Origin of the sequence: Erythrobacter rubeus (assembly GCF_014705715.1) — a bacterium.
Classification (GTDB): Bacteria; Pseudomonadota; Alphaproteobacteria; order Sphingomonadales; family Sphingomonadaceae; genus Erythrobacter; species Erythrobacter rubeus.
Window position 1 is genome coordinate 2,685,941 of the sequence record NZ_JACXLC010000001.1, and the last position, 23,183, is coordinate 2,709,123.

Here is a 23,183-nt window from a genome sequence, read left to right on the forward strand (position 1 = left end):
TCGAGCGCGGAAAGGCCATTGGATACCGATATTATGCTGACGATAGCGATAGCGAACCAAAAAGGCGGGGTGGGGAAGACTACAACAGCGATCAACATGGCGACCGCCATGGCTGCCACAGGCTGGCGAACGCTGCTCATCGATCTCGATCCCCAAGGGAATGCGTCGACCGGAATGGGTGTCGATTCCAGCGCTCGCGGGCTTTCGAGCTACGATCTGCTGGTGGATGAGATTCCCTTGGAAGATGCTGTGGTGGAGACCAGCATACCTGGCCTCGATATTGTCCCCGCGACACAGGATCTCAGTGGAGCCGAAATCGAGCTTGTATCGGTGGAAGAGCGGACCGCACGGCTTCGCAAAGCGCTTGATGACCACAGAGGTCATGAGATTTGCTTTATCGACTGTCCGCCCTCGCTCGGTCTGCTTACGTTGAACGCCCTATGCGCTGCAGACACCCTGCTTGTCCCGCTTCAGTGCGAGTTTTTTGCCTTGGAGGGCCTCAGCCAGTTGCTTCAGACCGTGGAGCGCGTGCAGCAACTGTTCAATCCCTCGCTCAACATCATCGGTGTCGCACTCACGATGTTCGATCGCCGGAACCGCCTTACCGATCAGGTTTCGGATGATGTGCGCGACTGCTTGGGTAATCTGGTCTTTGACACCGTGATCCCCCGCAATGTCAGGCTGTCCGAGGCGCCAAGCCACGGGCTTCCCGCGCTCGTATACGACCATTCCTGCACCGGTAGCCGCGCCTATATCTCGCTGGCGCGCGAACTGATCGGTCGTTTTCCGCCTGAAAGGCAGGCTGCATGAACAAGAATACTGATCCGATCCGCTTTTCCGTCCCCCAGCGAGGTCCGGCAGACAAGAAAAAGAAGCTCGGCAAGGGTCTCGGCGCTCTCCTGGGCGAAACAAAGCGCGAAGAGCCGCTGGTCCGCGATACTGGGTTGGGCTCGGACGCAGGGGAGGGCGCAACCGCAGATTCGCCGTTGAAGACGCTTTCGACAGCCTCCATCGCGCCTCTGCCGGGCAACCCGCGTAAGCATTTCGATGAAAAGGCGCTGGATGAACTCGCCGCTTCAATTGCCAAACGCGGTGTGATCCAGCCGATCATCGTACGGCCGCAAGGTAACGGCAAATACCAGCTTGTGGCCGGTGAACGGCGCTGGCGTGCTGCACAAAGGGCGCGTCTGCATGAGCTGCCGGCGCTTGTCCGCGAGCTTGACGACCGCGAAGTGATGGCTCTCGCGCTCATCGAGAACCTTCAGCGCGAGGACCTCAACCCGGTCGAAGAAGCGCGGGCATATCAAAGACTTGCCGATCAAGAGGGCATGACGCAGGCGGAAATCGCCCGGATGGTCGAAAAGTCGCGCAGCCATGTCGCGAATATCCAGCGCCTTCTGGGTCTTCCGGCTGCAGTTTTGGATCTTGTCGAAAGCGGCAAGCTATCCATGGGACACGCCCGCGCCTTGATCGGCCATGATGATGCGGCGGCGCTGGCCGAGCAGGCCGTGAGCGAGAACCTTTCAGTCCGCGAGATCGAAAAAATGGTCCGCAAGGTCGCAAAGAGCGTGAAGGAGGGTGCATCCCACCAGCCCAAAAATCGCAGCTCGTCGGAGGATGCCGATATCGCCGCGGTCCAGAACCATCTCGAGGAGTTCTTGGGACTGCCCGTCCGTATCAAGGCAGACGCAGACCCCCGCACCGGATCGATCTCCATAAAGTACGGTTCGCTCGATCAACTTGATCTGGTTTGCCAGCGATTGACGGGCGGCGATTTCTGAACAGGGAGAGAAGTTGCGCCGCGCAACTTTCCAAGCGGCAGGTATCTGCTAGCTGATCAGACGCGACCGGCGAGCAATTCCGCCAGCTTTTCCAGCCCCGCTGCATCTGTAGGCGTAAAGCGCGCCTTCTGCGGGCTGTCCAGATCGATAACCGCGATCACCGCGTTATCGCGCATGATCGGCACGACAAGCTCCGATTGGCTCGCCGCGTCGCATGCAATGTGGCCAGGGAAAGCGTGAACATCATCGATGCGCTGGGTTTCGCCGCTCGAAGCAGCGGTGCCGCAAACCCCATGGCCGAACGGTATGTGGATGCAGGCCGGGCGGCCTACAAATGGACCCAATACAAGTTCATCTTTTCCCGATTTCGCGCGGCCGACCCGGTAAAATCCCGCCCAATTGAGGTTGGGCAAAAATTCCCACAGGAGCGCGGCTACGTTCGCCATATTGGCGATCGCGTCAGGCTCATCGGCGGTCAGCGCATCGGCCGCCTGGCACAATTGCCGATATCGTTCTTCCGTTGAGAGCTGCGCGCCTGGCTTGAAATCGTACATCGGCAATCCTTGAGAGCGTTACGCTGTTGCCGCAAGCGCATTGCGGCTCTATTTCCCAGCAGATGGCTATTCTTCGCAAGCTCGCAATCTTTTTCGTCGTCCTGATCGCAGCGCTTGGCATCGCGTTCTACTTTCTGTCGCGAGGCGACACTGCTGACCTAACGGTCGACGAAGTGGCCGGGCTGGAGCCAACACTTCAGGAGCCTGACCCGGAGAATTTCCCGACCGTCCAGATCGCCGAGCCAGTGGGCTGGCCCGATGGCGATAGTCCGACAGCGGCGGACGGATTGAGCGTCAATCGCTTCGCCGAGGGTCTTGATCACCCGCGCGTTCTTTACGCGCTCCCGAACGGCGATGTCCTCGTTACCTTGACCCGCGCACCGAAGGTCGATCCGGGCGGCGAAGGCGGCATCATGGACACGATCCGCGGCTGGGTCGCCTCATTCCTGTTCTCCCGAGCCGGTTCCGCCGGAGAATCGCCTAACCAGATCGTTCTTCTGCGCGATGCTGATGGAGATGGTATTGCCGAGACCAAAACCGTCATCCGCGAAGAGGGGCTCGATTCGCCGTCCGGAATGAGCTGGTACGATGGCAAGCTCTACGTCGCCAATCACGATGCCGTGCTCGAATTCGACTATGAGTTGGGCGGCGACAGGGTTTCGGGTGAGCCGCGCAAGCTGATGGACCTTCCTCCCGGCGGTGGTCACTGGATGCGCAACATGGAGATCCACCCGGATGGCGACCGGCTGTTCATTGCAGTCGGCTCGGTCAGCAATATCGGCGAAAGCGGCATGGAAGTCGAAGAAGGCCGCGCCATGATCTGGGAATATAACCTCAACACCAACCGCCAGCGCCAGTTTGCGCTTGGCCTGCGCAATGCAAATGGGCTGGATTTTAGTCCCTGGTCCGGGGAGCTTTGGACGACGGTGAACGAGCGCGACATGCTCGGGTCCGACCTTGTGCCGGATTACCTTACCAACGTGCCGATCGGTGCCCAATATGGCTGGCCTTGGGTATACTACAAAGACAATATCGACCGCCGCGTCGAAGCGCCCATGCCTGCCTATCTCATTGAATATACACGTAATCCTGTCTATGCGGTGGGTCCACACGTCGCCGCGTTGGGCCTGGTGTTCACGAAAGAAGGGCACGTGATGGGCGAAGACTTCGCCAGCGGTGCCTTTATCGCGCGCCACGGTTCCTGGAATCGCAAGCCGCCATCCGGATACGATGTGGTTTATGTCGAATTCGACGAGCGCGGTAATCCCGTGGGTAAACCGGTCGAATTGCTCGGCGGTTTCCTGAATGAGGACGGCACGACCAAGGGCCGGCCAACGTGGGTGGAGTGGGCAGGCGACGGATCCCTGCTGGTCTCCGACGACACTGCTGGGATCATCTGGCGCGCAGCCTCTCCGGGCGCGGAGCCCGGCGCGGCGATTGCTCGCATAAGCGGGAACGCTCTCCCGCCGCAGCGCGAACTGCGCGATCCGCGAGCAACATTCGAAGAGGACTACCTGCGGACGCAGGCGGGACAGGCGCAATAATCGCTTAAATCTCGACCGCTTTGCCAGCCTTACCGGCCAACTCGACTACGAATTGCCATGCAGCGCGCCCTGATCGCTGACCGCGCTGCATCGCCCAAGTCAACGCTTCCTGATCGGTGAACGCGATACCGAGCTGATCCGCGTAGGCGCGGGCGATCTCGATATATTCCTCGTTCCCGCATGGGTGAAAGCCAACCGAGAGCCCAAATCGGTCGGCGAGGGCCAGCTTGTCGTCCACTGCATCGCGCTGATTAAGCGGCGCGTCGCGATCGTCGGGGTTCTGCTCCTTCGCCTGTCGGGCAAGAATGGCGCGCCTGTTGGACGTGACAGCCAATCGGCAATTGTCCGCACGCGCCTCGACGCCGCCCTCAAGCCAGCTGCGCAATTGGCGCGGACCCACCATGTCGCCTTCTGCGAACCCAAGGTCATCGATAAAAATGATGAATTGTCGCTCTTCGTCGGACAACGTCTCGAAAAGTGAGGGTAGGGCTGGGAGGGCATCGGCGGAGACCTGCACGAGGCCGAGTGCGGAGGGCGCCTGTCTCTGAACGTCTCTCACCGCGCTCCGCAGCAGAGCGGATTTTCCCATGCCCCGCGCGCCCCACAGCAGCATGTCGTGCGATGCATGCCCCTGCGCATGCCGGGCGATGTTCTCATGAACTCGCGCTTTCTGAGAGTTGATCGCGCGCAGCTGCACCAGTTCGGGCGCCTTGATGCCCCCAAGCGCGCGCGCCGCGGAACCCTGCCAGACATACGCCGGATATGCCCGCCAATCGATTGTTGGTGGCGGAGGCGGCGCGAGCCGCTCGAGCGCGTCGGCTATTCGCTTAAGCGTATCGCGCTCGTCGCCCACCAATGGCCGCCGTTATCCCGCCAGCTTTTCGCTTGGCAGGATGTAAAGCAAATCCGCCCCGGCAATCGCGCTCGCCTTGAGGCCATGCGCCTCCGGCACGATACGGTCGAGGAAGAAACGCACGCTCACCGGTTTGCTTTCGGCCAGCGCTGGAGCTGCTCCTCCTGCGACTGCCTGATCCTGCTTCATAAGCTGCCAGCCCGCGACCGCGACTGCAGCCATCGTGCAGAACGGGACGCTCCCCGCGAGCCGATCATCGAGGCTCGCTTCGTCGCGCATCCAGCGGGCTATGTGCGCGCAGTCTTTCGCGAGCGCCAGGAGCGTGGGCTGTTCAGCCGCATCGCGCGCGATCTCTTCGAACAGCGCGACCATCGCTTCGCCGCCCTCGATGCCCAGCTTGCGAGTGACGAGGTCGGCAGCCTGAATGCCGTTGGTGCCTTCATAGATCGGAGCGATCCGGGAATCGCGCCAATGCTGCGCTGCGCCGGTCTCCTCGACAAAGCCCATGCCGCCGTGGATCTGAATGCCGATACCGGTGACTTCGACCCCTGTGTCCGTGCCCCAAGCCTTGACCATTGGCACAAGGATCTCCGCGCGGTTCTTTGCATCGGGATCGCCGATCGTGCCTCGGTCGACCTGGCCGGCGCAATAATAGAGCAGCGCGCGGACACCTTCGGTCAGAGCCTTCATGCGCAGGATCATGCGCCGCACGTCGGGATGCTCGATGATGGCGACAGGTGTCTTGTCGGGCGACCCGGCGCGCGCGGATTGAACGCGGTCCATCGCGTAATACAGCGCCTGCTGCGTCGCGCGCTCAGCAATGTGCGCGCCCTGGTTTCCGACATTGATGCGCGCATTGTTCATCATCGTGAACATCGCCATCAGCCCGCGGTTTTCCTGCCCAACCAGCTCACCGATACATTCGTCATTGTCGCCGTAGCTCATCACGCATGTCGGAGAAGCATTGATGCCGAGCTTGTGTTCGAGGCTGACGCAGCGAAGATCGTTCCGATTGCCGAGCGATCCGTCGTCGTTGACGTGATATTTCGGCACGAGGAACAGCGAGATACCGCGCGATCCTTCCGGTGCATCGGGCAGGCGGGCCAGAACGAGGTGGATGATATTTTCCGCCAGCTCGTGCTCGCCCCAGGTGATGTAGATTTTCTGACCGGTGATCTTGTACTTGCCCGCGTGTTCCCCGTCTTCGATCGGGACCGCCGTCGATCGCAGCGCGCCGACATCGCTGCCTGCAGCGGGTTCGGTCAGGTTCATCGTTCCCGACCATTTACCACTCACCAGATCGGGGAGGTATTTGGACTGCTGATCCTTGCTCCCATGGTGCTCCAGGGCCTCGATCGCGCCCACCGAGAGCATGGGCAGCAGGTTGAAAGCCATATTCGCCGCGCCGAGGTTTTCGAGCACGTTGCATGACAGGATGAAGGGCAGACCTTGCCCACCGAATTCCTCGGGCGAAGCGATCGCGTTCCAGCCCTGTTCGACATAGGCGTCATACGCCTCCTTGAACCTATCGGGCAGGCGAACCACGCCATTTTCGAGCTTGGCCCCTTCAAGGTCGCCGATGCGGTTCAGCGGAGCAAACTCACCCGCTGCGAACTGGCCGACGCCTTCGACGATTGCTTCAACCAGATCGGATTCTGCGTGCGCGAACTTCTCGCTCTGGGCGAGCTCCTCTATTCCGGCGTTTACGCGAATGGCGAGCAGCTGGTCCTGGGTCGGCGGTGTATAGGGTGTCACGGGCGGATCTTGTCCTGTTCAATGGGTCGCTTGGCAGTTGGAAAAGCGCCTTTTGCTTGGCAGCGCTCGCATCAGAATATAGCGACCATGCGATGAGCGACAAGGACGTTACGGAAGTGGTGCCGGCGGACGCGGCAGGAATTGCCCGCGCGGCGCAATTGCTCGCTTCCGGCGACGTGGTCGCGGTGCCGACGGAGACGGTTTACGGGCTGGCAGCGCGGGCCGATAGCGCGGAGGCGGTGGCGAAGATCTATGCCGCGAAAGGCCGGCCCGATTTCAACCCGCTCATCGTGCATGTTCGCGATATCGAGCAGGCGCGCGCAATCGCCGATTTCGATGATCGCGCGGCCGATCTTGCCGAAAGGTTCTGGCCCGGCCCGCTGACGCTCGTGCTGCCACTTTGCAGCAATGCTCGGATAGCGGATGCGGTGACGGCGGGCCTGCCCACGATAGCCTTGCGGCAACCGGCCCACCGGGTGATGCAAGCGGTTCTTCAGAACCTGGGTCACCCCCTCGCGGCACCTTCCGCAAATCTTAGCGAAGGCATCAGTCCAACTCGAGCGGACCATGTCATCGCATCGCTGGGTTCGGCAATCCCGATGGTGCTCGATGGAGGGCCGTGCGAACGCGGTGTCGAATCGACGATAGTTGCTTTGCGCCAGGACGGCGGCTGGTCGCTTCTTCGGCCTGGCCCGATTACCAAGGAATCGCTCCTTCGCATTCTCGGTGCCGAGACGGAGACTTCGGAGGGCACTATCGAAGCGCCCGGGCAGCTTTCGCGGCATTATTCGCCCGGTAAACCGATACGGCTCGGCGCATTGACGGCGGAGCCGAGCGAATTCCTTATCGGGTTCGGGACGGTGCACGGTGACTGCAATCTGTCAGCGGACGGTGATTTAAAGGAAGCTGCAGCAGCGCTTTATAGCTGTCTTCACAGAGCGGCGCTGTCGAGCAAGCCGAGCATCGCGATCGCGCCTGTCCCGCGGGATGGTGTAGGCCGTGCGATCAACGATCGGCTGGCGAGAGCGGCCACCCCCTCCGGCACACGTTCGGACTAGTCGCGATCGGGCTCGACTGGGACAGTCGGCATGATCTGTTCGATCTCGGCGTAAGTCGCGCGCGCATCTTCGCAGGCCTCCTGATCGCCGTCGCGGCAATCTTCCAGCTGCCTTTCGTAGCGGCGATCAAGCTTGCCAAGCCGCTCTTCGCGCTTGCGAATTTCGCGTCCGCGCTTCTCGTCCGCTTCGGATTGGCTCGTCGTGGCGAGATCGACAGCCTTGCTGCCCACTCGGATCGGGGCCGTGGCTACGTCAGCCGCCGCCTTCACGAGGCAGCCTGACAGTATTGCCGACATAGCGATGAGCGAAAGAGCGGGTAGCGCGCGCATGCCGCGTTTTTGCGCGCGCCAGCCATTCATTGCAACCCGCCGCGGGCTGCGAACGCTCTATTCGTCGGCTGCGATAGCTCGTTCTGGCGCAGCCGCTGCTGTTTCGGCGGGGCGGCAGGTCAGTGAGCCCGAGCCCGCGCTTTGTACCGAGCAGCTTGCCGAGCCATAGACGGTCACGTCGCCCGATCCGGCGATTTCGGCGGACACCGTGCCATCGGAGGCCAATTCCACATCTCCCGAGCCTGCGATTTCGACGCTCGCATCATCGGCGGAGAGGTTGGCGAAGTCGACATCGCCCGAGCCTGCGATCTCGATCGACACATTGATCGCTCGGCCAATGGCTGTCACGTTGCCCGACCCTGCGATTTCGACTTCCAGCCGGTCCGCGTCAATATTTCCGACCTTGATATCTCCCGAACCGGCGATTTCGATTTCGGCGCTATCGCTGGCCATGCTTTCAGCTTCGATCTGCCCGCTGCCTGCGATCCCCAATTCGGAGGGCGCTGGCATGCTCACCAGGACCATCGCCACGCCCGAACCGTCGAAAATATTGCGATCGCGGGCGATCGTGAGGCGGTCGCCATCGCGGTCGAACCGCAAAGCTTCGCCAGCCTTCGTGTCGCCTTCGACCGATATCGCCAGTTCGCTCGCTTCGGTGATGAAAACCCTGTCGGGCCCTGCCAGAACCAATTTGGACGGCGCTGCACCGCTCATATCGAGTTCCGCCAGCGGCACGCCATCGACACTTTCCCAGTCATCCATATAGGCGCAGCCAGATAACGCGGTGCCCAAAGCCAACAGCGCCAGGGGTGCCGCGCTCTTGGCGCAGCCGCGAACAAACCGATCGATCATATTACCTCCACCTGAAATGCGTGTTGCTGATATAATACAGCACGCACCTCATGGCAAGTGGTCCGAATGTGCTGAGCGCCCGCAGGCGAAACAAAAAAGGCCGCCCGAACCAGGGCGGCCTTTCGATACCTTGATGCGACGAACGTTCTTAGCTGTCGTCGTCATCGTTGTTGTAATATTGCGGTGCATGCTCCCGCAGCACTTCGAGGATCTTCTCGAGCGCGGTTGCCTCGTCGGTCTCTTCCATCGCAGCGAGTTCGCGGGCGAGGCGGCTGGAGGCCGCTTCGAAAATCTGACGCTCCGAATAACTTTGCTCTGGCTGATCGTCGGGACGGAACAGATCGCGCGTCACCTCGGCGATGAGCACGATTTCGCCCGAATTGATCTTCGCTTCATATTCTTGCGCCCGGCGCGACCACATGGTGCGCTTCACCTTCGGCTTGCCCTTCAGGGTTTCCATCGCCTCTTTCAGCGTCTTGTCCGAAGACAGTTTGCGCATGCCGATGGATTCGACCTTGTTGACCGGAACGCGCAAGGTCATGCGCTCTTTTTCAAAGCGAAGAACATACAGTTCCAACTGCATGCCAGCGATTTCTTCATTCTGAAGTTCGATAACACGGCCAACGCCGTGCTTGGGGTAAACAACGTAATCTCCGACGACGAATGCGGGCGCATTGCTTGCCATGCGAATTCCTTTCACTCAGTCTTCCGCAGCAACAGATCGTACGATTTACAACTCGGCGCACTGCCTCCTGATTAGAGAGACGTGCGCCGCAGCCAGATCATCCAAAGCTGTGTTGCTGGGTAGTGACCTTTCTACTTCTAATAGGCCAGCACAGGCATCACCCAGTGCGGTTGATCGATTATATAGCATAATCGCAACAAAATTGCGAGTCCGCTCGCTGCACCAGCACATTTCCGCTGCAACGCACAATCTTAACGCTGCCGCGCGAAGCTTTATGTTGTTCGAATCCTTGCGCTTTTTTCGGTCAAGCGCGGACCCGGATCAATCGCCTTCGCCAGGCTCGCTGCTGAAGTACTTCTCGAACTTGCCCTCTTCGCCCTTGTGGTCGTCGGCGTCGGCTGGCGGCTCTTTCTGGCTCGTGATGTTGGGCCATTCAGCCGAGAACTTCGTGTTAAGCTCCAGCCATTTTTCGAGACCATCTTCGGTGTCGGGCAGGATCGCTTCCGCCGGGCATTCCGGTTCGCAGACCCCGCAATCGATGCACTCGCTCGGATTGATAACGAGCATGTTCTCACCCTCGTAGAAGCAGTCTACGGGACAGACCTCAACGCAGTCGGTGTATTTGCATTTGATGCAGTCATCGGTGACGACATAGGTCATTTAAGAGAACTCTCGAGAATGGGCGGGTTGCACGGGGCCTGCTATGTCGAATTGTCTGCATGGGTCAAGCCTGCAAAATGACCGGCTCGGTCAGTTTCGGTTTAGCTCGCGATAGTGCAACTTTGCCGCTGCGGGTGACAGGCGCCGCTCGGGTAAGGCGGCGATTTCGACGACCCGCACCTCGCCTCCTTGAACGAGAGTGATGACATCGCCGATGTACGTATTCTCGGAAGCGCGCCGGACGTGCTGCCCATTGCGACGCAGCGCATGGCTATCGATCATGGCCTGAGCTGCGGACCGGGTGCGGGCAAAGCGGAGGTAAACGAGCAGACGATCGATGCGGATCGAAGGCTCCGCGTCGCAGTCCGGGGCCTCCCTCGTCATCCGCCGAGCAGATCGGCAAGTCCATCGAACGCGCCGCCAGCCTTTGCGGGGCCGGTATCGACCTTTTGCCGGGGTTGTCGCTGGTGCCCCTTCTTTCCGCGCGGGCGTTGATCGCTGCCTTTTTTTCTTCGGTCATCCGCCTTGCGCCGACGGTTCTGGTTGTCGCCGGGTCGCCGTGGTCGCCACGTCCAGCTGTCTGGCGACGGAGGGCCGAAAGCACCCTCGCCAAGCATTCGCGCACGCTGGAGCCGGAAGCCAGCACTGCCTAACAGCCTGCGCGCGTTTTCTTCTTCGAGACCGATCGAGATCGGCAGCGAGAGGTCGATCCGGAAACGCGGGTTGCGCTCCTTTCTGGCTTTCTCGGCAGCCTTGCTGCGTGCATCGAACGCCGCACGCAGGATCTTTTCAGCCAGGTCGACGCGAATGATCTGCGATCCGGCGGGCCTGTATCCGGCCGGCAGCCTTTTCGCTTCGCTTAGAACCGGAAGCATCGCTTCTTGCAGCGGCCGCTTGTCGAGACCGAGCGCGTGGAGCAACTGGCGCGGTGCGGGTTTCAGCAGCGGAGCGGCGTAGATATCGAGCGCGCCGAAAGTTACGCCCAGCTTGCGCAGGAAAGGGCGCATTTCCTTCGGCAGATGTTGAAGTCCCGCGCTTTCGCGGCTCACTACTCCGCGAGCCTCGATCAAGGTGATGAGCAGTGCGCGCGCTTGCGAACCCGCTTCTGGATCGCGCGCCGCGGCCGCGAGCTTGCGCAGGGGCGCCAGCGGTTCGAGCCGGGTCGCGAGCCATTCGCTAAGGCCAGTTTCGAGATTGGAGCGAGCGGGCTCGGCCAGGAGCGACACGTCGCGGGAAAGATTGAGGCGTGCCGTCTCGAAATCATCGGACATTTCGATTTCCGCCAGCGCCCGGCCCTGCCAGTGGATGGAACCGCGCTCTATCGTCAATTCGGCAAGACCTTCGGCAAGCAGCCACGCCGCGCGCTTCGCGAGGATGCCGGGCAAAGCCTTTTCGCCCGCCGCCAGCAGCATTTTGCGGTCCGCGGCGGTCGCGTCGGGATCGACCACGAAGCGGAAACCATCGAGGCGGCCGATCGGTTCATCCTCGACCGTCAGCCGTCCATCGGCCTCCAGCGTTACGGGGAGCGCGCTTGCATCCTGTCCAAGCGATTTCATCAGTATCGTCGTCCTTCGGTTGACGAAGCGCTCGGTCAGGCGCGCGTGCAGCGCATCGGAGAGCTTCGCTTCGACCGCGCGCGCCCGCGCAGCCATTTCGTCGCGCGCCAGCACCCAGTCGGGTCGCTGGCAGATATAGGCCCAGGATCGGATCGCGGCTATCCTTCCCTGCAGCGTGTCGATGTCGCCGCTCGTCCGGTCGAGCTCCGCTATGCGCGCCGCGACGAAATCCGCGCCGAGATAGCCGCCCGCGAGGTCCTGCCAAAGCCGCGCAACGAAGCGCGCGTGCGGATCGACGCCGACTTGGCGGAAATCGGGAAGGCAGCATGCTTCCCAGAACCGCCGCACGAGGCCGCTGCCGCGTACCGTCTTCGCAATCGGATCCTCTGCCAGCCGCTTCAGCACCGCAAGATCGATCGCCTGAGGCGCCGCGCGCAAAACGTCATGGCGCGGACGGCTTTCGAGGTCACCTATCAACACCGCCAGCGTATCGAACCGCGGCTCGGCCTCGCGCCAGTACAGCTTGGTCAGAGGAGCAAAGCGATGCTCCTCGATCGCGAATATCTCTTCGTCGGTGAATTCGAGCGGCGCGCCCGAGCGGCTGCCGCCGCCCGCCAGAGTTCCGAAACTCCCGTCGGTCTGGTGCCGGCCCGCCCGTCCGGCGATCTGTGCCATCTCGGAAGGGATCAGGCGGCGTTTGCGCTGTCCATCGAATTTGGAAAGCGCTGCGAATGCCACGTGATTGAGGTCGAGATTGAGCCCCATGCCAATCGCATCGGTGGCGACGATGTAATCGACCTCACCATTCTGGAACAATTCGACCTGCTTGTTACGCGTTTCCGGTGAAAGTGCGCCCATGACGACCGCCGCCCCACCGCGAAACCGCCGCAAAGCTTCGGCCATCGCGTAAACCTGCTCCACCGAAAAAGCGACCACAGCGCTGCGCGGAGGCAGGCGTGAGAGTTTCGCGGTGCCTGAATGAGTCAGAGTGGAAAAACGCGGGCGCTCGACCATTTCGGCGCGCGGGATCAGGGCCTTGACGATGGGCTCCAGCGTGGCCGAACCGAGGATCATGGTCTCCTCGCGGCCCCGCGCATTCAGCAGCCTGTCGGTGAAGATATGCCCGCGTTCGGGATCGGCGCCGATTTGCGCTTCGTCGATAGCCACGAAGGCATGGCCACCGCCGAGCCTGTCCATCGCCTCCATCGTGCAGCAGAAATAGCGTGCGTTGGGCGGCTCGATCCGCTGCTCTCCGGTGATGAGCGCAACCGCATCGTCGCCCTTGATCGCGCGCACCCGGTCATAGACCTCGCGTGCCAGCAACCGCAGCGGAAACCCCATCATTCCGCTCGAATGGCCGCACATGCGTTCGATCGCGAGATGCGTCTTGCCGGTATTGGTCGGCCCGAGCACCGCCCGGACCCTGGAATCGCTGGAAATCGGGTTCACGGCTGCGCTTGTGTCAGTCTTGCCCGGCATGGGCAATGGCTTGGCGAAAGCGCCTCCACTTTCCCTCGGCACGGCTTGTCGCATCCTCGACTCGGTTGATCGATGGTTAAGCAGAGATTTACTTTGTTCCGTCAAGATTTTGCGGCATTACGCAGAAAGTCGATGGCCGAAGGCGGTCTCGGGGGGAAATCAATTGGATTACGGGCGCGAAATAGCCCCTAATGGCGACGGTGAAGAGAATGCGGAGCTCGATGCTTCCGCTCTGCCTGCTGCGCGTGCCCGCGCCGAGGGCCGCGACCGAACCAAAGCGCAGGCGATAACCGCGTACCTTCGCCGATTTGCACCTCGCAGAAAACCTGTCGTCAAAGACAATGCCGGTCGCAGGGTCCTCTCTCGCGGGAGCGGGCTCGCCGAGCGCTACGACGAGTGGAAAATCCACGCCGGGACCTGGGTGAGCGAATTGGATCTCGCCCCGGACCTTGCCGAGAATATCGGCAGCCGCCGCTGGTTTCGCGGACTTGGGACGATGATCGGCCTCGGTGCCGTCGCGCTTGCCTTCTGGCCCGACTTCGCCCCGCTTGAAGCGCGGTCGGCCATGCCCGAAGGCGCGGAAATCCGCGACGAGTTTCGCAGCCAGATGATCATGCCGCTCGCATATGGTGCGGATAGTGGACGCCGGATGGGTCCGACATCGCAGGTGATACCGCTCGCCAGTGCGCCGGAGCGTCCGCAGATCGAATTGCTCGCAACCCTGGCACCTGGCGACAGTTTTGAAACGATGCTCCGCCGCGCCGGTGTCTCGACCAGCGATGTCGACAGGGTCAGCGCGCTGATCGGCGACGCGATGCCACTTTCAGAAATCGAGCCGGGCACACAGATCGACATCACCCTTGGGCGCAGGGCACAGCCGGGCACGCCTCGTCCGCTCGACGCGCTCAAGTTTCGCGCGCGTTTCGATCTCGAGCTTGAAATCGGCAGACGAGGTTTCAACGCGGAAACGGGCGAGGGCGGTATGCTCGCGTTGCAGCGCAATGTCATTCGCGTCGACGATACGCCGCTGCGTGTGCGGGGCAAGGTAGGCTCGAGCCTTTACCGCTCGATGCGCTCGGCGGGTGTACCCGCGAGCGCGGTGCAGGATTACATCAAGGCACTCGACGCCCAGATCGACCTTAACCGCGAAGTGCGCGCTGCGGACGAATTCGACATTATCGTTGCCTATCGCCGCGCGGCCACCGGAGAGCGGCAGGCGGGCAACCTGCTCTATGCCGGGATCGACCGCGGAGGGCAGCCGCGCACGCAATTGATGCGCTGGGGCGATGAGGGCCGCTTTTACGAGGCATCCGGGGTGGGCGAACAGCGCGGCGGCCTGATCGCGCCGGTTCCGGGCCGCATCTCATCGCGTTACGGTATGCGCCGGCACCCTATCCTCGGTTATCGCCGCATGCATGCAGGGCTCGATTTCAAGGCGCGCCGCGGAACGCCGATCGCAGCGGTGACCGACGGAACCGTGAGCGGCGCGGGCCGGATGGGGGGATGCGGCATTGCGGTGCGGCTCAATCATGGGAATGGCCTTTCAACGCGGTACTGCCACATGAGCCGGATGGCTGTGCGCCGCGGACAGCAGGTCCGCCGAGGGCAGATCATCGGATATGTCGGCTCGACCGGCCTCTCGACCGGACCGCACCTCCATTACGAAATGTATCGCGGCGGCCGTCACATCAATCCAGCCAGCGTCAAATTCGTGACCCGCGCCCAGCTTTCGGGCACGGAGCTGATCGATTTCCGCCGCCAGCTCATCAAGCTGAAAGAGGTAAAAGTGGGCGCGGCGCTCGAGGATCTGGAGCAGCTCCAGACCGAGGTCGAGGAACCGATGCGCGAGATCGAGAAGATCGACATGGCGCGCCGCATCGGCAACGGAGCGAACGGCCCCTGAGGTTTTTCGCGCACGCGGTGCCTGCGTGTTCAGCGCTTGTCATTGCAGCGCTGCGGTAATTGCGGCTACACCTGCCGCCCATGACGGGACGTTATCCAAACACGCGTATGCGCCGCACCCGCGCAAGCGGCTGGAGCCGCGCGCTTCACCGCGAAAACCAGCTCGCACCGACAGATCTGATCTGGCCGCTTTTCGTGACGGAAGGCTCCGGCGTGGAGGAGCCAATAGGCACCTTGCCGGGTGTCTCGCGATGGTCGGTCGACGGTATCGCCGCGCGCGCGAAGGAGGCAGCCAAACTCGGCATTCCCGTGGTGGCGCTGTTCCCCAACACGCCCGCGGAAAAGCGCAGCGATGACGGAGCGGAGGCGCACAACCCCGACAATCTGATGTGCCGCGCGATCCGCGCGATCAAGGATGCCTGCGGCGACGATGTCGGCGTGCTGACCGATGTCGCGCTCGACCCCTACACCAGCCACGGACAGGACGGGCTGCTCGATGAAAGCGGCTATGTCACGAATGACGACACCGTGGCCGTGCTGGTCGATCAGGCGATCAACCAGGCCGAGGCGGGCGCCGACATCATTGCCCCTTCGGACATGATGGATGGCCGGATACACGCGATCCGCATGGCTCTGGAGATGGGCAACCATCCCAACGTCCAGATCATGAGCTACGCCGCGAAATATGCGAGCGCGTTCTATGGTCCCTTCCGCGATGCGGTGGGATCGGGCGGCCTGCTGAAAGGCGACAAGAAGAGCTACCAGATGGACCCCGCCAATTCCGACGAAGCGCTGCGCGAAGTCGAGCTCGACATCGCCGAGGGTGCGGACAGCGTGATGGTGAAGCCGGGGCTCGCCTATCTCGACATCATCTACCGGGTGAAACAGGCATTCGGCGTGCCGGTGTTCGCCTATCAGGTGAGCGGCGAATACGCGATGATCGAAGCGGCCGAGGCGGCAGGGATCGGGGACCGCGATGCGCTGCTCATGGAAAAACTGATCGCATTCAAACGGGCGGGCTGCTCGGGCGTGTTGACCTACCACGCGCCCATTGCTGCGCGGCTGCTGAATGGCTGAGGCTGGCGCGGGCTTCCGCCACGAGACCGAGCGGCTGATCCTCCGCGATTGGCGCGAAGAAGACTGGCCCGAATTCTGGGAAGGGACCAATACGCCGACAGTCGCGCGCTGGGTTGGCGGTGTCTTAGGTGAAGCCGCGATGGCCGAAGGTCGGGCGAAGCTCGAACGCTATGCCCGCGACTACGCCCACACATTCTGGTGCGTCGAGCGAAAGGAAGATGGCGCAATCCTCGGTTTTTGCGGGCTCAAGCGCTGCACAGACGAAGAAGGGCCCCTCGGCGAAATGGAGGCAGGATGGCGTTTTCGCGAGGACGCATGGGGGAAAGGCTATGCGAAGGAGGCGGCGACAGCCTCGTTAGAACTCGCCTTTGGCCGGTTCGGTGCTGAGCAGGTGATTGCCATGACCTTAAAGGGCAATAGACCAAGCTGGGGGCTGATGCTGCGCCTTGGCATGAAGCGGCGCGAGGATCTCGATTGGGACGATCCCACTTGGGAACTCGATGACCCTCGCGTAATCGTCTATGCGATTACCCGCCAAGAATGGCGAGCGCGAGATGTCTGATCTCGTGCTCGAAACGCAGCGGCTCGTGCTTCGCAAGATCGGCGAAAACGATGTCGATATGCATGACAAGGTGCTGAACACGCCAGTCGTGATGGAGCATCTTGGCGGGGTGATGGAACGGCATGAGATCGAGGCGCGGCACGCCAAAGGCATGGCGATGTTCGCGCGCGACGGTTTCAGCTTTCTCTTCGTTCACGAGAAAGCGACGGGCGACCTCGTTGCCTATTGCGGGGTCAAATGGGTCGACAACCCTCTCGCTCCCAATGTCGGCGATCACGAGATCGGCTGGGTGGTGCGCGAGGATCGCTGGCGGCGCGGCTATGCTTATGAGGCCATGCGCGCCGTTATCGATTGGGCATTCGGACCAATCGGCGCGCCTCATGTCGTTGCGCTCACTTGCGACAGCAATGTCGGCAGTTGGAAGCTGATGGAAAAGCTCGGTATGACACGGCGGAAAGACCTCGATTTCACCGATCCCGGAATGCCCGATGCCGACAATCCGACGATCCAGTACTCGCTCGGCAAAGAGCAGTGGGAGAACCGCTAATGTACCGCCCTGGTGTCAACATCATCCCGATCCACGGAAAAACGCCCCGAATCCACGAAACCGCTTTCGTGGCGCCCGGATCGACCATCATCGGCGATGTCGAGATCGGTGCGGGAAGCTCGATCTGGTACAATTGCGTGGTCCGCGCGGACGTTTTCAAAATCCGGATCGGGGAGCGCACCAATGTGCAGGACGGCAGCGTGCTGCATTGCGATCCGCCGCGCCCCGGTGACGAAGACGGCTCTCCGCTCATCATCGGCGACGATGTGCTGATTGGACACATGGCGATGGTCCACGGCTGCACCATTAAGGATCGCGGCTTCGTTGGCCTGGGCGCGATCGCGATGAACAAAGCGGTGATCGGCCATGACGCCATGCTGGCAGCGGGCGCGATGCTCACCGAAGGCAAGGTGATGGAGGACCGGATGCTTTGGGCGGGGCGTCCGGCCAAGCCGATGAAAGAGCTGACCGATGCCGCGATTGCCGGCATGAAAATGGGCGTTGCTCACTACGCCGAAAACGCGAAAGCGCATGCTATCGCGGTGTTCGAAAGCGGGCTTGAGTAAGCTCGATAACCGCGCGACCGCTTAGCTCGGGCCTTTTGTCATATAGGGCATCATGTGCGGCATGAAGTCGATCTTGCCGATGTCCAGCCCCTCACTGCGCAGGATCGCGTATGCCGTGGTGAGGTGGAAGTAGAAATTCGGCAGCGACCAATCGCGCACATATTGCTCCGCGGTCAGAGTGAATTCCATGCCATTGGGCAGGTCCAGCACTACCGTCTCATCGGGCGCAACAAGCTCGTCAGGCGTGACGCTATCGAGCAGCGCCGCGGTTTCGGACAGTGCAGTCTTCGCGCCAGCGAGAGTGGCCGCGTTTTCTTCGTAAGATGAAAAGCTCCGTTTCGTGAGCCGCGGCAGAGCTTCCCCCGGTAGATTGGCGACAAACCGCGCCTGGTTGGCAAACGGGTGCATGTCGTCGGCCAGCCGCGACTCCAGTAGTGCATCACCTTTCGGATGCGCTCCGGCCTTGGTGAGCAATCCGATCATGGTGTCGATGCGGGAGCGGAAAACAGCGATGGATTGGTCGTAAAGCGTCACGTTGCACCTCTCGAACTATTAGTTTCGAATTGCAACGTATCACGCTGCGCGCCATCAGCAAGCGAAAATGTGAGACCCAGCCTCGCAAGGCTCAATCGCGGATCAGCGCGCGCAGGCTTTCTATCCGGTCTGCCTCGTGCACCGGCTTATCCCAGCGGATACGGTGGATGCGCGGAAAGCGCATGGCGAGACCGGATTTGTGACGCTTCGAGGTGTGCACGCTGTCGAAGGCGACTTCGAACACCAGCGTCCGCTCGACCTCGCGCACCGGGCCGAAGCGATTGAGCGTGGTCTGCCGAACCAACCGGTCCAGCTTTTTGAGCTCCGCATCGGTGAAGCCTGAATAGGCCTTGCCGACGGGGAGCAATTCGGCGCCGCCGTCGGGATCACCATCCCAGCAGCCGAAAGTGTAGTCCGAATAGAAGCTTGAACGCTTTCCCGAACCGCGCTGCGCATACATCAGCACCGCATCGATCAGCAGCGGGTCGTGCTTCCACTTGTACCACAGGCCGACCTTGCGCCCCGCGATATAGGGGCTGTCGCGCCGTTTCAGCATCAGGCCTTCGATCGCATCCTCGCGCGCGCCCTCGCGGATTTCGGCGAGGTGCTTGAAATCGTCTGCCTCTACCACCGCGGAGATATCGAAATGGCTGTCGGGTAGCTTGGCCATCAGTGCCTCAAGCGCCGCGCGCCGCTTCGACCAGGGTTGCTCGCGAATATCATCGCCTTCGATGAGCAGCGCGTCGTAGAGCCGCACGAATGCGGGCGCCTCCTTGAGGATCTTCTTCGAAACGGTCTTGCGCCCGAGGCGCTGTTGAAGCGCGTTGAAACTTGCCGCCCCGCCTTCTTCGCCGCCTTGGCTTGCGCCGCGAACCAGCAGCTCCCCGTCGAGCACCGCGTCCATCGGCAGCACATCGAGCAGCTCCGGGAAGGTCGCGGAGATATCATCGCCGCTGCGCGAATAGAGCCGCGTTTCGCCTGCGACGCGCACCAGCTGCACCCGGATGCCGTCCCACTTCCACTCCGCCGCATATTCGCCAAGATCGACTTCGGTGTCTTCCAGGGGATGCGCCAGCATGAAGGGGCGAAAGCGCGGCCGGTTTGACACGTCGGGCGGATCGCCCCCGTCCGCGCCCCACGCGAACAGCTCCGGATAGGGCGCTTCCAACGCGTGCCAGTATTCTTCGACCTCCTCGACCGAGACATCGAAGGCCTGTGCAAAGGCGGTTTTGGCCAGCCGAGCAGAAATGCCGATCCGCATGCCTCCGGTCGCCAGTTTGATCAGGGCAAAGCGGCCATTGGCATCGAGCCGGTCGAGCACCTTTGGCAATTCCTTGGGCGCGGTGTTCCGGTTGAGCGCGGAAAGCTGGTCCACAACCTGCGCGACGCTCGGCACCTCACCATCGCGCGCTTCGGGTTCCGGCCAGAGCAGGCTTGCGGTCTCTGCCGTATCGCCAACGAAATCGCGGCTGAGGGTCCACAGCACCGGGTCCACACGGTCCTTCATCAGGTTGCGGATCGTCGAGCTCTTGACCGCGGGAAAGTCGAGCTCTCCGGTCAGCGCCGCGAGCGCCCAGCCCCGATCGGGATCGGGCGTTTCGCGCAGGTACTCTGCGATCATGGCCAGCTTGCGATTGCGGCTGGTGGTGTAGACGAGCGTGTCGAGAAGGGCGGCGAACTCCTCCATTACTCGTCCTCGTCTTCGCGCCCGACGAGAGCGAGCGCTCGCGCCTTTCGCTGGCCAAGCTCGCACCACCGCAGCAGTGCCTCTTCGCGGCCATGGGTCACCCACACCTCCTGCGGGTCTACCTCGTCGATGGTCTGCGTGAGTTCGCACCAGTCGGCGTGGTCCGAGATGACCAGCGGCAGTTCGACTCCGCGTTGCCGTGCCCGTCCGCGCACCCGCATCCACCCGCTTGCCATCGCGGTGATCGGCTCGGGCAGGCGGCGCGACCACCTGTCATTAAGCGCAGAGGGCGGGGCGACAATAATGCTCCCGCGCATATCATCCTTGCCATGATCGGAAACCAGACGGAGCTCGCCTAGGGGCACGCCGTGCTCTTCATAGAGGCGGCACATTTTCTCCATCGCGCCGTGGAGATAAATCGGCTCGCTATGCCCGGCGGCTCTGAGTTCCGCGATCACCCGCTGCGCCTTTCCTAGCGCGTAGGCACCAACCAGCACGCTCTTGTCGGGATTGTCGGCGAGAGCCTTGGTCAGCTTCGCCATCTCCTCTTCGATCGGCGGATGGGTGAACACCGGAAGGCCGAATGTTGCCTCGGTGATGAAGATATCGCACGGCACGACCTGAAACGGGGCGCAGGTGGGATCGGCGCGGCGCTTGTAATCGCCGGTAATGACCACGCGCTCGCCCGCATGTTCGAGCAGGATTTGTGCGCTGCCGAGCACATGGCCTGCCGGGATGTAGGTCGCATCGACTTCGCCCGGCAGGCGGATGGTCTGGCCATATTCGACCGGGATCGCCTTGGTCGGGATCTCGCCGCTCTCATCGGCGACACCCGTACGGTAACGCAGCGCCATGATCGCCAGCGTTTCCGGTGTGGCATAGGTTTCCCCGTGTCCGCCGCGCGCGTGATCGGCATGGCCATGGGTGACAAGCGCGCGGTCCACCGCCTTGCCGGGATCGATCCAGCAATCGGCGGGTACGATCTGCACGCCCCAGGGCTCGGGGCGGATCCAGGAAAACGGGGCGCTCACAGGAGTTTAACACCCCTTGAGCGCAGCCGTTCCTCTATTCAGCTGGCGTATCGGTCCGATACTTGTCGAACCACTTGATGACCGCATCGGTTTTTGCAGCGAGCTGGCTGGGCGACATGGTGGTGTCTCCGTGGCTCGCCCCGGGGGTCACCAGCAAAGCGGTATCCACACCCAGCAGCTTGAGCGCGCCGTAAAGCTGCTCGGCTTCGCTGCGCGGTGTGCGATAGTCTTCGTCGGCTACCAGAACCAGCGTCGGCGTCTTGATATCGGCCGCAGCAGCCAGCGGAGAGCGCGCCCAATACCCATCGGGATTCTCCCAAGGCGGGCCCTTCATCCAATAGCGCGAGAAGAACGGATAGCCATCGGCCATCAGCGCCATCGTCGTCCAGTTGATCACCGGCTTGTTAGAGGCCGCAGCGGCGAACCGATCGGTCTTGCCGACCATCCACGCGGTCAGGATGCCGCCTCCGGAGCCGCCGGTTACGAAGAGGTTGTTCGGATCGGCATATCCCTGCGCAACGGCGGCATCGACAGCGGCCATCAGCTCGGCATCGTTGGGCACAGGATAGGTGCCATCGATACCGTAAGCGAAGTCGGCGCCGTATCCGGTCGACCCGGTGGGATTGGTGAAGAGCACCGCATATCCCGCGCTCGCATAAAGCTGGTAGTCGCTGGCGAAATGCGGGCCATAGGAAGCAAACGGCCCGCCATGGATTTCAAGCACCATCGGTACACGCGTGCCTTCCACGTAATCCGGCGGCAAAGTGATCCAGCTTGGAATGTCGGTGCCGTCGGGCATAGTGACCGTGATCTGCCGCGTTTCGCCGAGGCGCTTGCCCGACAGCTTCAGGTCGTTGAGGTTCGTGAGCTGCCGGGTCCGTCCGCTGCGCGCTACCGATATATCCGCTGGCCGGGTTGGCGTGCCGCTGGTGAAAGCGAGCGACCCGCCCTCGGAAACGGACCACTGTCCGCCGACATAGGGCCTTGTGTAACCGGGCGAAGCGATCCGCGCGTCGACTTCACTGACATTGCCGGATGTCGAAATCCGCGCGACCCGGTAGACGCCTTCGTCTTCGTAACCGGCGAACAGGCCGGCATCGGTCCATTCGAGACTGTCGAAAGAGCGATCGAACCCGGTCGCGATCTGCTGCTGGTTCGATCCGTCTGCGTCCATCAGGTACAGGCGCGTTTCGTGATAGTCGCGGCCTTCATCATCGAAGCCGAGATAGGCGATCCGGCGGCCATCGGGGCTTACCTGCGGCGATGTGTCGATCCCCTGCCGCGTTGTCAGTTCGGTAATCCCGCCCGATGCGAGGTCGATCGCGTAGATTTCAGTGTCCTGACCGGCGAGCTCCCAATCCTCGTCGCGATTGCCGCTTATGTAAATGGTCTGCCCATCGCGCGCCCATTCGAGCGCGCCGGAATGATTACGATCTCCAAAGGTCAGCTGCCGCGGCGCGCCTCCGGTGGCCGAAACGACGAAAATCTGCGTGAAGCCGGGTTTGAGGTAGCCTGCGCCGTCATAGCGATAGGTCACGGCATCGGTGATCGAAGGCGGCGCTTTCCATTCGGCGCCTTCCGGTTTGGGTGGGGCACTGCCGAGGCTCAAAGGCTTTGCCGGTACGCGTGCGGTGTAGGCGATGCGGGTGCCATCCGGGGACCAGCTGATGCCTCCCGGCGATTCGGGTAGCGCGGTGATGTTGGCGCTTTGCCCCGTGTCCATCCAGCGCACGTGCAGTTCCGGCCCGCCGCCGCTCTCGGTCGAGACATAGGCAAGGCGCGATCCATCGGGCGACCAGCGCGGGCTGCCATGCGATCCTTCGCCGGAGACCAGGGGTGTTTCCGCACCACTCGACACATTGACCAGCCAGATCGAGCTGACTGCGCTGTCGGTCATGATATCGTTGGTGCGCCGAACATAGGCAATCTGCGATCCGTCGGGGCTGATCTGCGGATCGGTGGCGACGCTCAGGCCGAAGAGGTCCGCGCCGGTGAAATAGGGGCTCGGCGCTGCCGCGTCTTCGGTATCCGTGTGATCGTCTGCAGCGAGCGGGCTGTAGGTTGCGAGAGCTCCAGCGAGGATCGAACCTGTCAGGATTGAGAAATTGCGTCGAAACATAATCGGCCCCCAAATTGCTCTGGGGGCCGATCAATCACATTGGCGCAGAAAA

At 62.1% G+C, this 23,183-nt stretch carries 22 protein-coding genes; 9 read left to right on the plus strand and 13 right to left on the minus strand.

Translation table 11 applies throughout. The features are described 5' to 3' along the window. Window positions 1-33: 33 nt before the first annotated feature. A complete protein-coding gene (locus IB285_RS13225; protein WP_199803487.1) occupies window positions 34-810 on the plus strand; it encodes a ParA family protein in 777 nt (258 codons plus the stop codon). Next, window positions 807-1,781: a ParB/RepB/Spo0J family partition protein gene (locus IB285_RS13230; RefSeq protein WP_190788603.1), complete on the plus strand. Its 975-nt coding sequence runs from the start codon at window positions 807-809 to the stop codon at window positions 1,779-1,781. The genes IB285_RS13225 and IB285_RS13230 overlap by 4 nt, the downstream gene beginning before the upstream one ends. A 56-nt stretch (window positions 1,782-1,837) precedes the next feature. Here IB285_RS13230 and IB285_RS13235 read toward each other — a convergent pair whose 3' ends face one another. Then, window positions 1,838-2,335 carry a GAF domain-containing protein gene (locus IB285_RS13235; RefSeq protein ID WP_190788604.1) on the minus strand — a complete coding sequence of 166 codons (498 nt, stop codon included), beginning with the start codon at window positions 2,333-2,335 and terminating at the stop codon, window positions 1,838-1,840. Between the two features lie 62 nt (window positions 2,336-2,397). Between IB285_RS13235 and IB285_RS13240 the strand changes: the two genes are divergently transcribed. Next, window positions 2,398-3,879: a PQQ-dependent sugar dehydrogenase gene (locus tag IB285_RS13240; protein WP_190788605.1), complete on the plus strand. Its 1,482-nt coding sequence runs from the start codon at window positions 2,398-2,400 to the stop codon at window positions 3,877-3,879. A gap of 4 nt (window positions 3,880-3,883) precedes the next feature. On the opposite strand, the gene IB285_RS13245 is transcribed toward IB285_RS13240, so the two are convergent. Then, entirely contained in the window at window positions 3,884-4,732 is an 849-nt protein-coding gene (locus IB285_RS13245) for a DUF815 domain-containing protein (protein WP_190788606.1), read from the minus strand. A gap of 12 nt (window positions 4,733-4,744) precedes the next feature. Beyond that, the gene (locus IB285_RS13250; protein ID WP_190788607.1) at window positions 4,745-6,487 is read right to left on the minus strand and encodes an acyl-CoA dehydrogenase; all 1,743 of its coding nucleotides are present in this window, start codon (window positions 6,485-6,487) and stop codon (window positions 4,745-4,747) included. Window positions 6,488-6,579: 92 nt separating this feature from the next. Here IB285_RS13250 and IB285_RS13255 point away from each other — a divergent pair, with 92 nt between their 5' ends. Beyond that, window positions 6,580-7,545 (plus strand): L-threonylcarbamoyladenylate synthase, encoded by a 966-nt coding sequence (locus IB285_RS13255; RefSeq protein ID WP_190788608.1) that lies wholly within the window; start codon window positions 6,580-6,582, stop codon window positions 7,543-7,545. On the opposite strand, the gene IB285_RS13260 is transcribed toward IB285_RS13255, so the two are convergent. The 6 genes from IB285_RS13260 to IB285_RS13285 all read right to left on the minus strand — a co-directional run bounded on the left by IB285_RS13260 (window position 7,542) and on the right by IB285_RS13285 (window position 13,106). Beyond that, the gene (locus IB285_RS13260; protein WP_190788609.1) at window positions 7,542-7,874 is read right to left on the minus strand and encodes a hypothetical protein; all 333 of its coding nucleotides are present in this window, start codon (window positions 7,872-7,874) and stop codon (window positions 7,542-7,544) included. The two genes, IB285_RS13255 and IB285_RS13260, sit on opposite strands and share 4 nt — an antisense overlap. 57 nt (window positions 7,875-7,931) lie before the next feature. Further along, on the minus strand, window positions 7,932-8,726 hold the full coding sequence (locus IB285_RS13265) for a head GIN domain-containing protein (RefSeq protein WP_234033168.1): 795 nt from the start codon (window positions 8,724-8,726) through the stop codon (window positions 7,932-7,934). A gap of 148 nt (window positions 8,727-8,874) precedes the next feature. Beyond that, window positions 8,875-9,411: a CarD family transcriptional regulator gene (locus tag IB285_RS13270; RefSeq protein WP_190788610.1), complete on the minus strand. Its 537-nt coding sequence runs from the start codon at window positions 9,409-9,411 to the stop codon at window positions 8,875-8,877. Window positions 9,412-9,732: 321 nt separating this feature from the next. Continuing rightward, on the minus strand, window positions 9,733-10,071 hold the full coding sequence (gene fdxA, locus IB285_RS13275) for a ferredoxin FdxA (RefSeq protein WP_190788611.1): 339 nt from the start codon (window positions 10,069-10,071) through the stop codon (window positions 9,733-9,735). Window positions 10,072-10,161: 90 nt separating this feature from the next. Beyond that, window positions 10,162-10,455 carry a S4 domain-containing protein gene (locus IB285_RS13280; RefSeq protein ID WP_190788612.1) on the minus strand — a complete coding sequence of 98 codons (294 nt, stop codon included), beginning with the start codon at window positions 10,453-10,455 and terminating at the stop codon, window positions 10,162-10,164. Then, complete coding sequence (locus tag IB285_RS13285) at window positions 10,452-13,106, minus strand: helicase-related protein (protein WP_190788613.1); 2,655 nt, start codon at window positions 13,104-13,106, stop codon at window positions 10,452-10,454. Before IB285_RS13285 ends, IB285_RS13280 begins: the two co-directional genes overlap by 4 nt. Window positions 13,107-13,269: 163 nt before the next feature. On the opposite strand from IB285_RS13285, the gene IB285_RS13290 reads away from it, so the two are divergent. The 5 genes from IB285_RS13290 to IB285_RS13310 all read left to right on the plus strand — a co-directional run bounded on the left by IB285_RS13290 (window position 13,270) and on the right by IB285_RS13310 (window position 17,760). After that, on the plus strand, window positions 13,270-15,009 hold the full coding sequence (locus IB285_RS13290) for a M23 family metallopeptidase (protein ID WP_234033176.1): 1,740 nt from the start codon (window positions 13,270-13,272) through the stop codon (window positions 15,007-15,009). 80 nt (window positions 15,010-15,089) lie between these two features. Further along, window positions 15,090-16,085: a porphobilinogen synthase gene (gene hemB, locus IB285_RS13295; protein ID WP_190788614.1), complete on the plus strand. Its 996-nt coding sequence runs from the start codon at window positions 15,090-15,092 to the stop codon at window positions 16,083-16,085. Next, window positions 16,078-16,647, plus strand: coding sequence for a GNAT family N-acetyltransferase (locus IB285_RS13300; protein ID WP_190788615.1), 570 nt, complete (start codon window positions 16,078-16,080; stop codon window positions 16,645-16,647). Before hemB ends, IB285_RS13300 begins: the two co-directional genes overlap by 8 nt. Next, window positions 16,640-17,194 carry a GNAT family N-acetyltransferase gene (locus IB285_RS13305; RefSeq protein ID WP_190788616.1) on the plus strand — a complete coding sequence of 185 codons (555 nt, stop codon included), beginning with the start codon at window positions 16,640-16,642 and terminating at the stop codon, window positions 17,192-17,194. The genes IB285_RS13300 and IB285_RS13305 overlap by 8 nt, the downstream gene beginning before the upstream one ends. Further along, window positions 17,194-17,760: a gamma carbonic anhydrase family protein gene (locus tag IB285_RS13310; RefSeq protein WP_190788617.1), complete on the plus strand. Its 567-nt coding sequence runs from the start codon at window positions 17,194-17,196 to the stop codon at window positions 17,758-17,760. Before IB285_RS13305 ends, IB285_RS13310 begins: the two co-directional genes overlap by 1 nt. 21 nt (window positions 17,761-17,781) lie before the next feature. Here the strand turns inward: IB285_RS13310 and IB285_RS13315 are convergent, their stop codons facing one another. The 4 genes from IB285_RS13315 to IB285_RS13330 all read right to left on the minus strand — a co-directional run bounded on the left by IB285_RS13315 (window position 17,782) and on the right by IB285_RS13330 (window position 23,131). Continuing rightward, the gene (locus IB285_RS13315) at window positions 17,782-18,294 is read right to left on the minus strand and encodes a DUF1993 family protein (RefSeq protein ID WP_190788618.1); all 513 of its coding nucleotides are present in this window, start codon (window positions 18,292-18,294) and stop codon (window positions 17,782-17,784) included. A 91-nt stretch (window positions 18,295-18,385) separates the two neighbouring features. After that, window positions 18,386-19,981, minus strand: a complete 1,596-nt coding sequence (locus tag IB285_RS13320; RefSeq protein WP_190788619.1) for a cisplatin damage response ATP-dependent DNA ligase — start codon at window positions 19,979-19,981, stop codon at window positions 18,386-18,388. After that, complete coding sequence (locus tag IB285_RS13325) at window positions 19,981-21,012, minus strand: ligase-associated DNA damage response exonuclease (RefSeq protein WP_190788620.1); 1,032 nt, start codon at window positions 21,010-21,012, stop codon at window positions 19,981-19,983. Before IB285_RS13325 ends, IB285_RS13320 begins: the two co-directional genes overlap by 1 nt. A gap of 34 nt (window positions 21,013-21,046) precedes the next feature. After that, a complete protein-coding gene (locus IB285_RS13330; protein ID WP_190788621.1) occupies window positions 21,047-23,131 on the minus strand; it encodes an alpha/beta hydrolase family protein in 2,085 nt (694 codons plus the stop codon). Window positions 23,132-23,183 lie beyond the last annotated feature (52 nt).

Coding starts and splice junctions, on each gene's coding strand:
- IB285_RS13225 (WP_199803487.1), top strand. CDS start 34: ATGCTGACGATAGCGATAGCGAACCAAAAAGGCGGGGTGGGGAAGACT.
- IB285_RS13230 (WP_190788603.1), top strand. CDS start 807: ATGAACAAGAATACTGATCCGATCCGCTTTTCCGTCCCCCAGCGAGGT.
- IB285_RS13235 (WP_190788604.1), bottom strand. CDS start 2,335: ATGTACGATTTCAAGCCAGGCGCGCAGCTCTCAACGGAAGAACGATAT.
- IB285_RS13240 (WP_190788605.1), top strand. CDS start 2,398: ATGGCTATTCTTCGCAAGCTCGCAATCTTTTTCGTCGTCCTGATCGCA.
- IB285_RS13255 (WP_190788608.1), top strand. CDS start 6,580: ATGAGCGACAAGGACGTTACGGAAGTGGTGCCGGCGGACGCGGCAGGA.
- IB285_RS13260 (WP_190788609.1), bottom strand. CDS start 7,874: ATGCGCGCGCTACCCGCTCTTTCGCTCATCGCTATGTCGGCAATACTG.
- IB285_RS13265 (WP_234033168.1), bottom strand. CDS start 8,726: ATGATCGATCGGTTTGTTCGCGGCTGCGCCAAGAGCGCGGCACCCCTG.
- IB285_RS13270 (WP_190788610.1), bottom strand. CDS start 9,411: ATGGCAAGCAATGCGCCCGCATTCGTCGTCGGAGATTACGTTGTTTAC.
- fdxA (WP_190788611.1), bottom strand. CDS start 10,071: ATGACCTATGTCGTCACCGATGACTGCATCAAATGCAAATACACCGAC.
- IB285_RS13280 (WP_190788612.1), bottom strand. CDS start 10,455: ATGACGAGGGAGGCCCCGGACTGCGACGCGGAGCCTTCGATCCGCATC.
- IB285_RS13285 (WP_190788613.1), bottom strand. CDS start 13,106: ATGCCGGGCAAGACTGACACAAGCGCAGCCGTGAACCCGATTTCCAGC.
- hemB (WP_190788614.1), top strand. CDS start 15,090: ATGACGGGACGTTATCCAAACACGCGTATGCGCCGCACCCGCGCAAGC.
- IB285_RS13300 (WP_190788615.1), top strand. CDS start 16,078: ATGGCTGAGGCTGGCGCGGGCTTCCGCCACGAGACCGAGCGGCTGATC.
- IB285_RS13305 (WP_190788616.1), top strand. CDS start 16,640: ATGTCTGATCTCGTGCTCGAAACGCAGCGGCTCGTGCTTCGCAAGATC.
- IB285_RS13310 (WP_190788617.1), top strand. CDS start 17,194: ATGTACCGCCCTGGTGTCAACATCATCCCGATCCACGGAAAAACGCCC.
- IB285_RS13320 (WP_190788619.1), bottom strand. CDS start 19,981: ATGGAGGAGTTCGCCGCCCTTCTCGACACGCTCGTCTACACCACCAGC.
- IB285_RS13330 (WP_190788621.1), bottom strand. CDS start 23,131: ATGTTTCGACGCAATTTCTCAATCCTGACAGGTTCGATCCTCGCTGGA.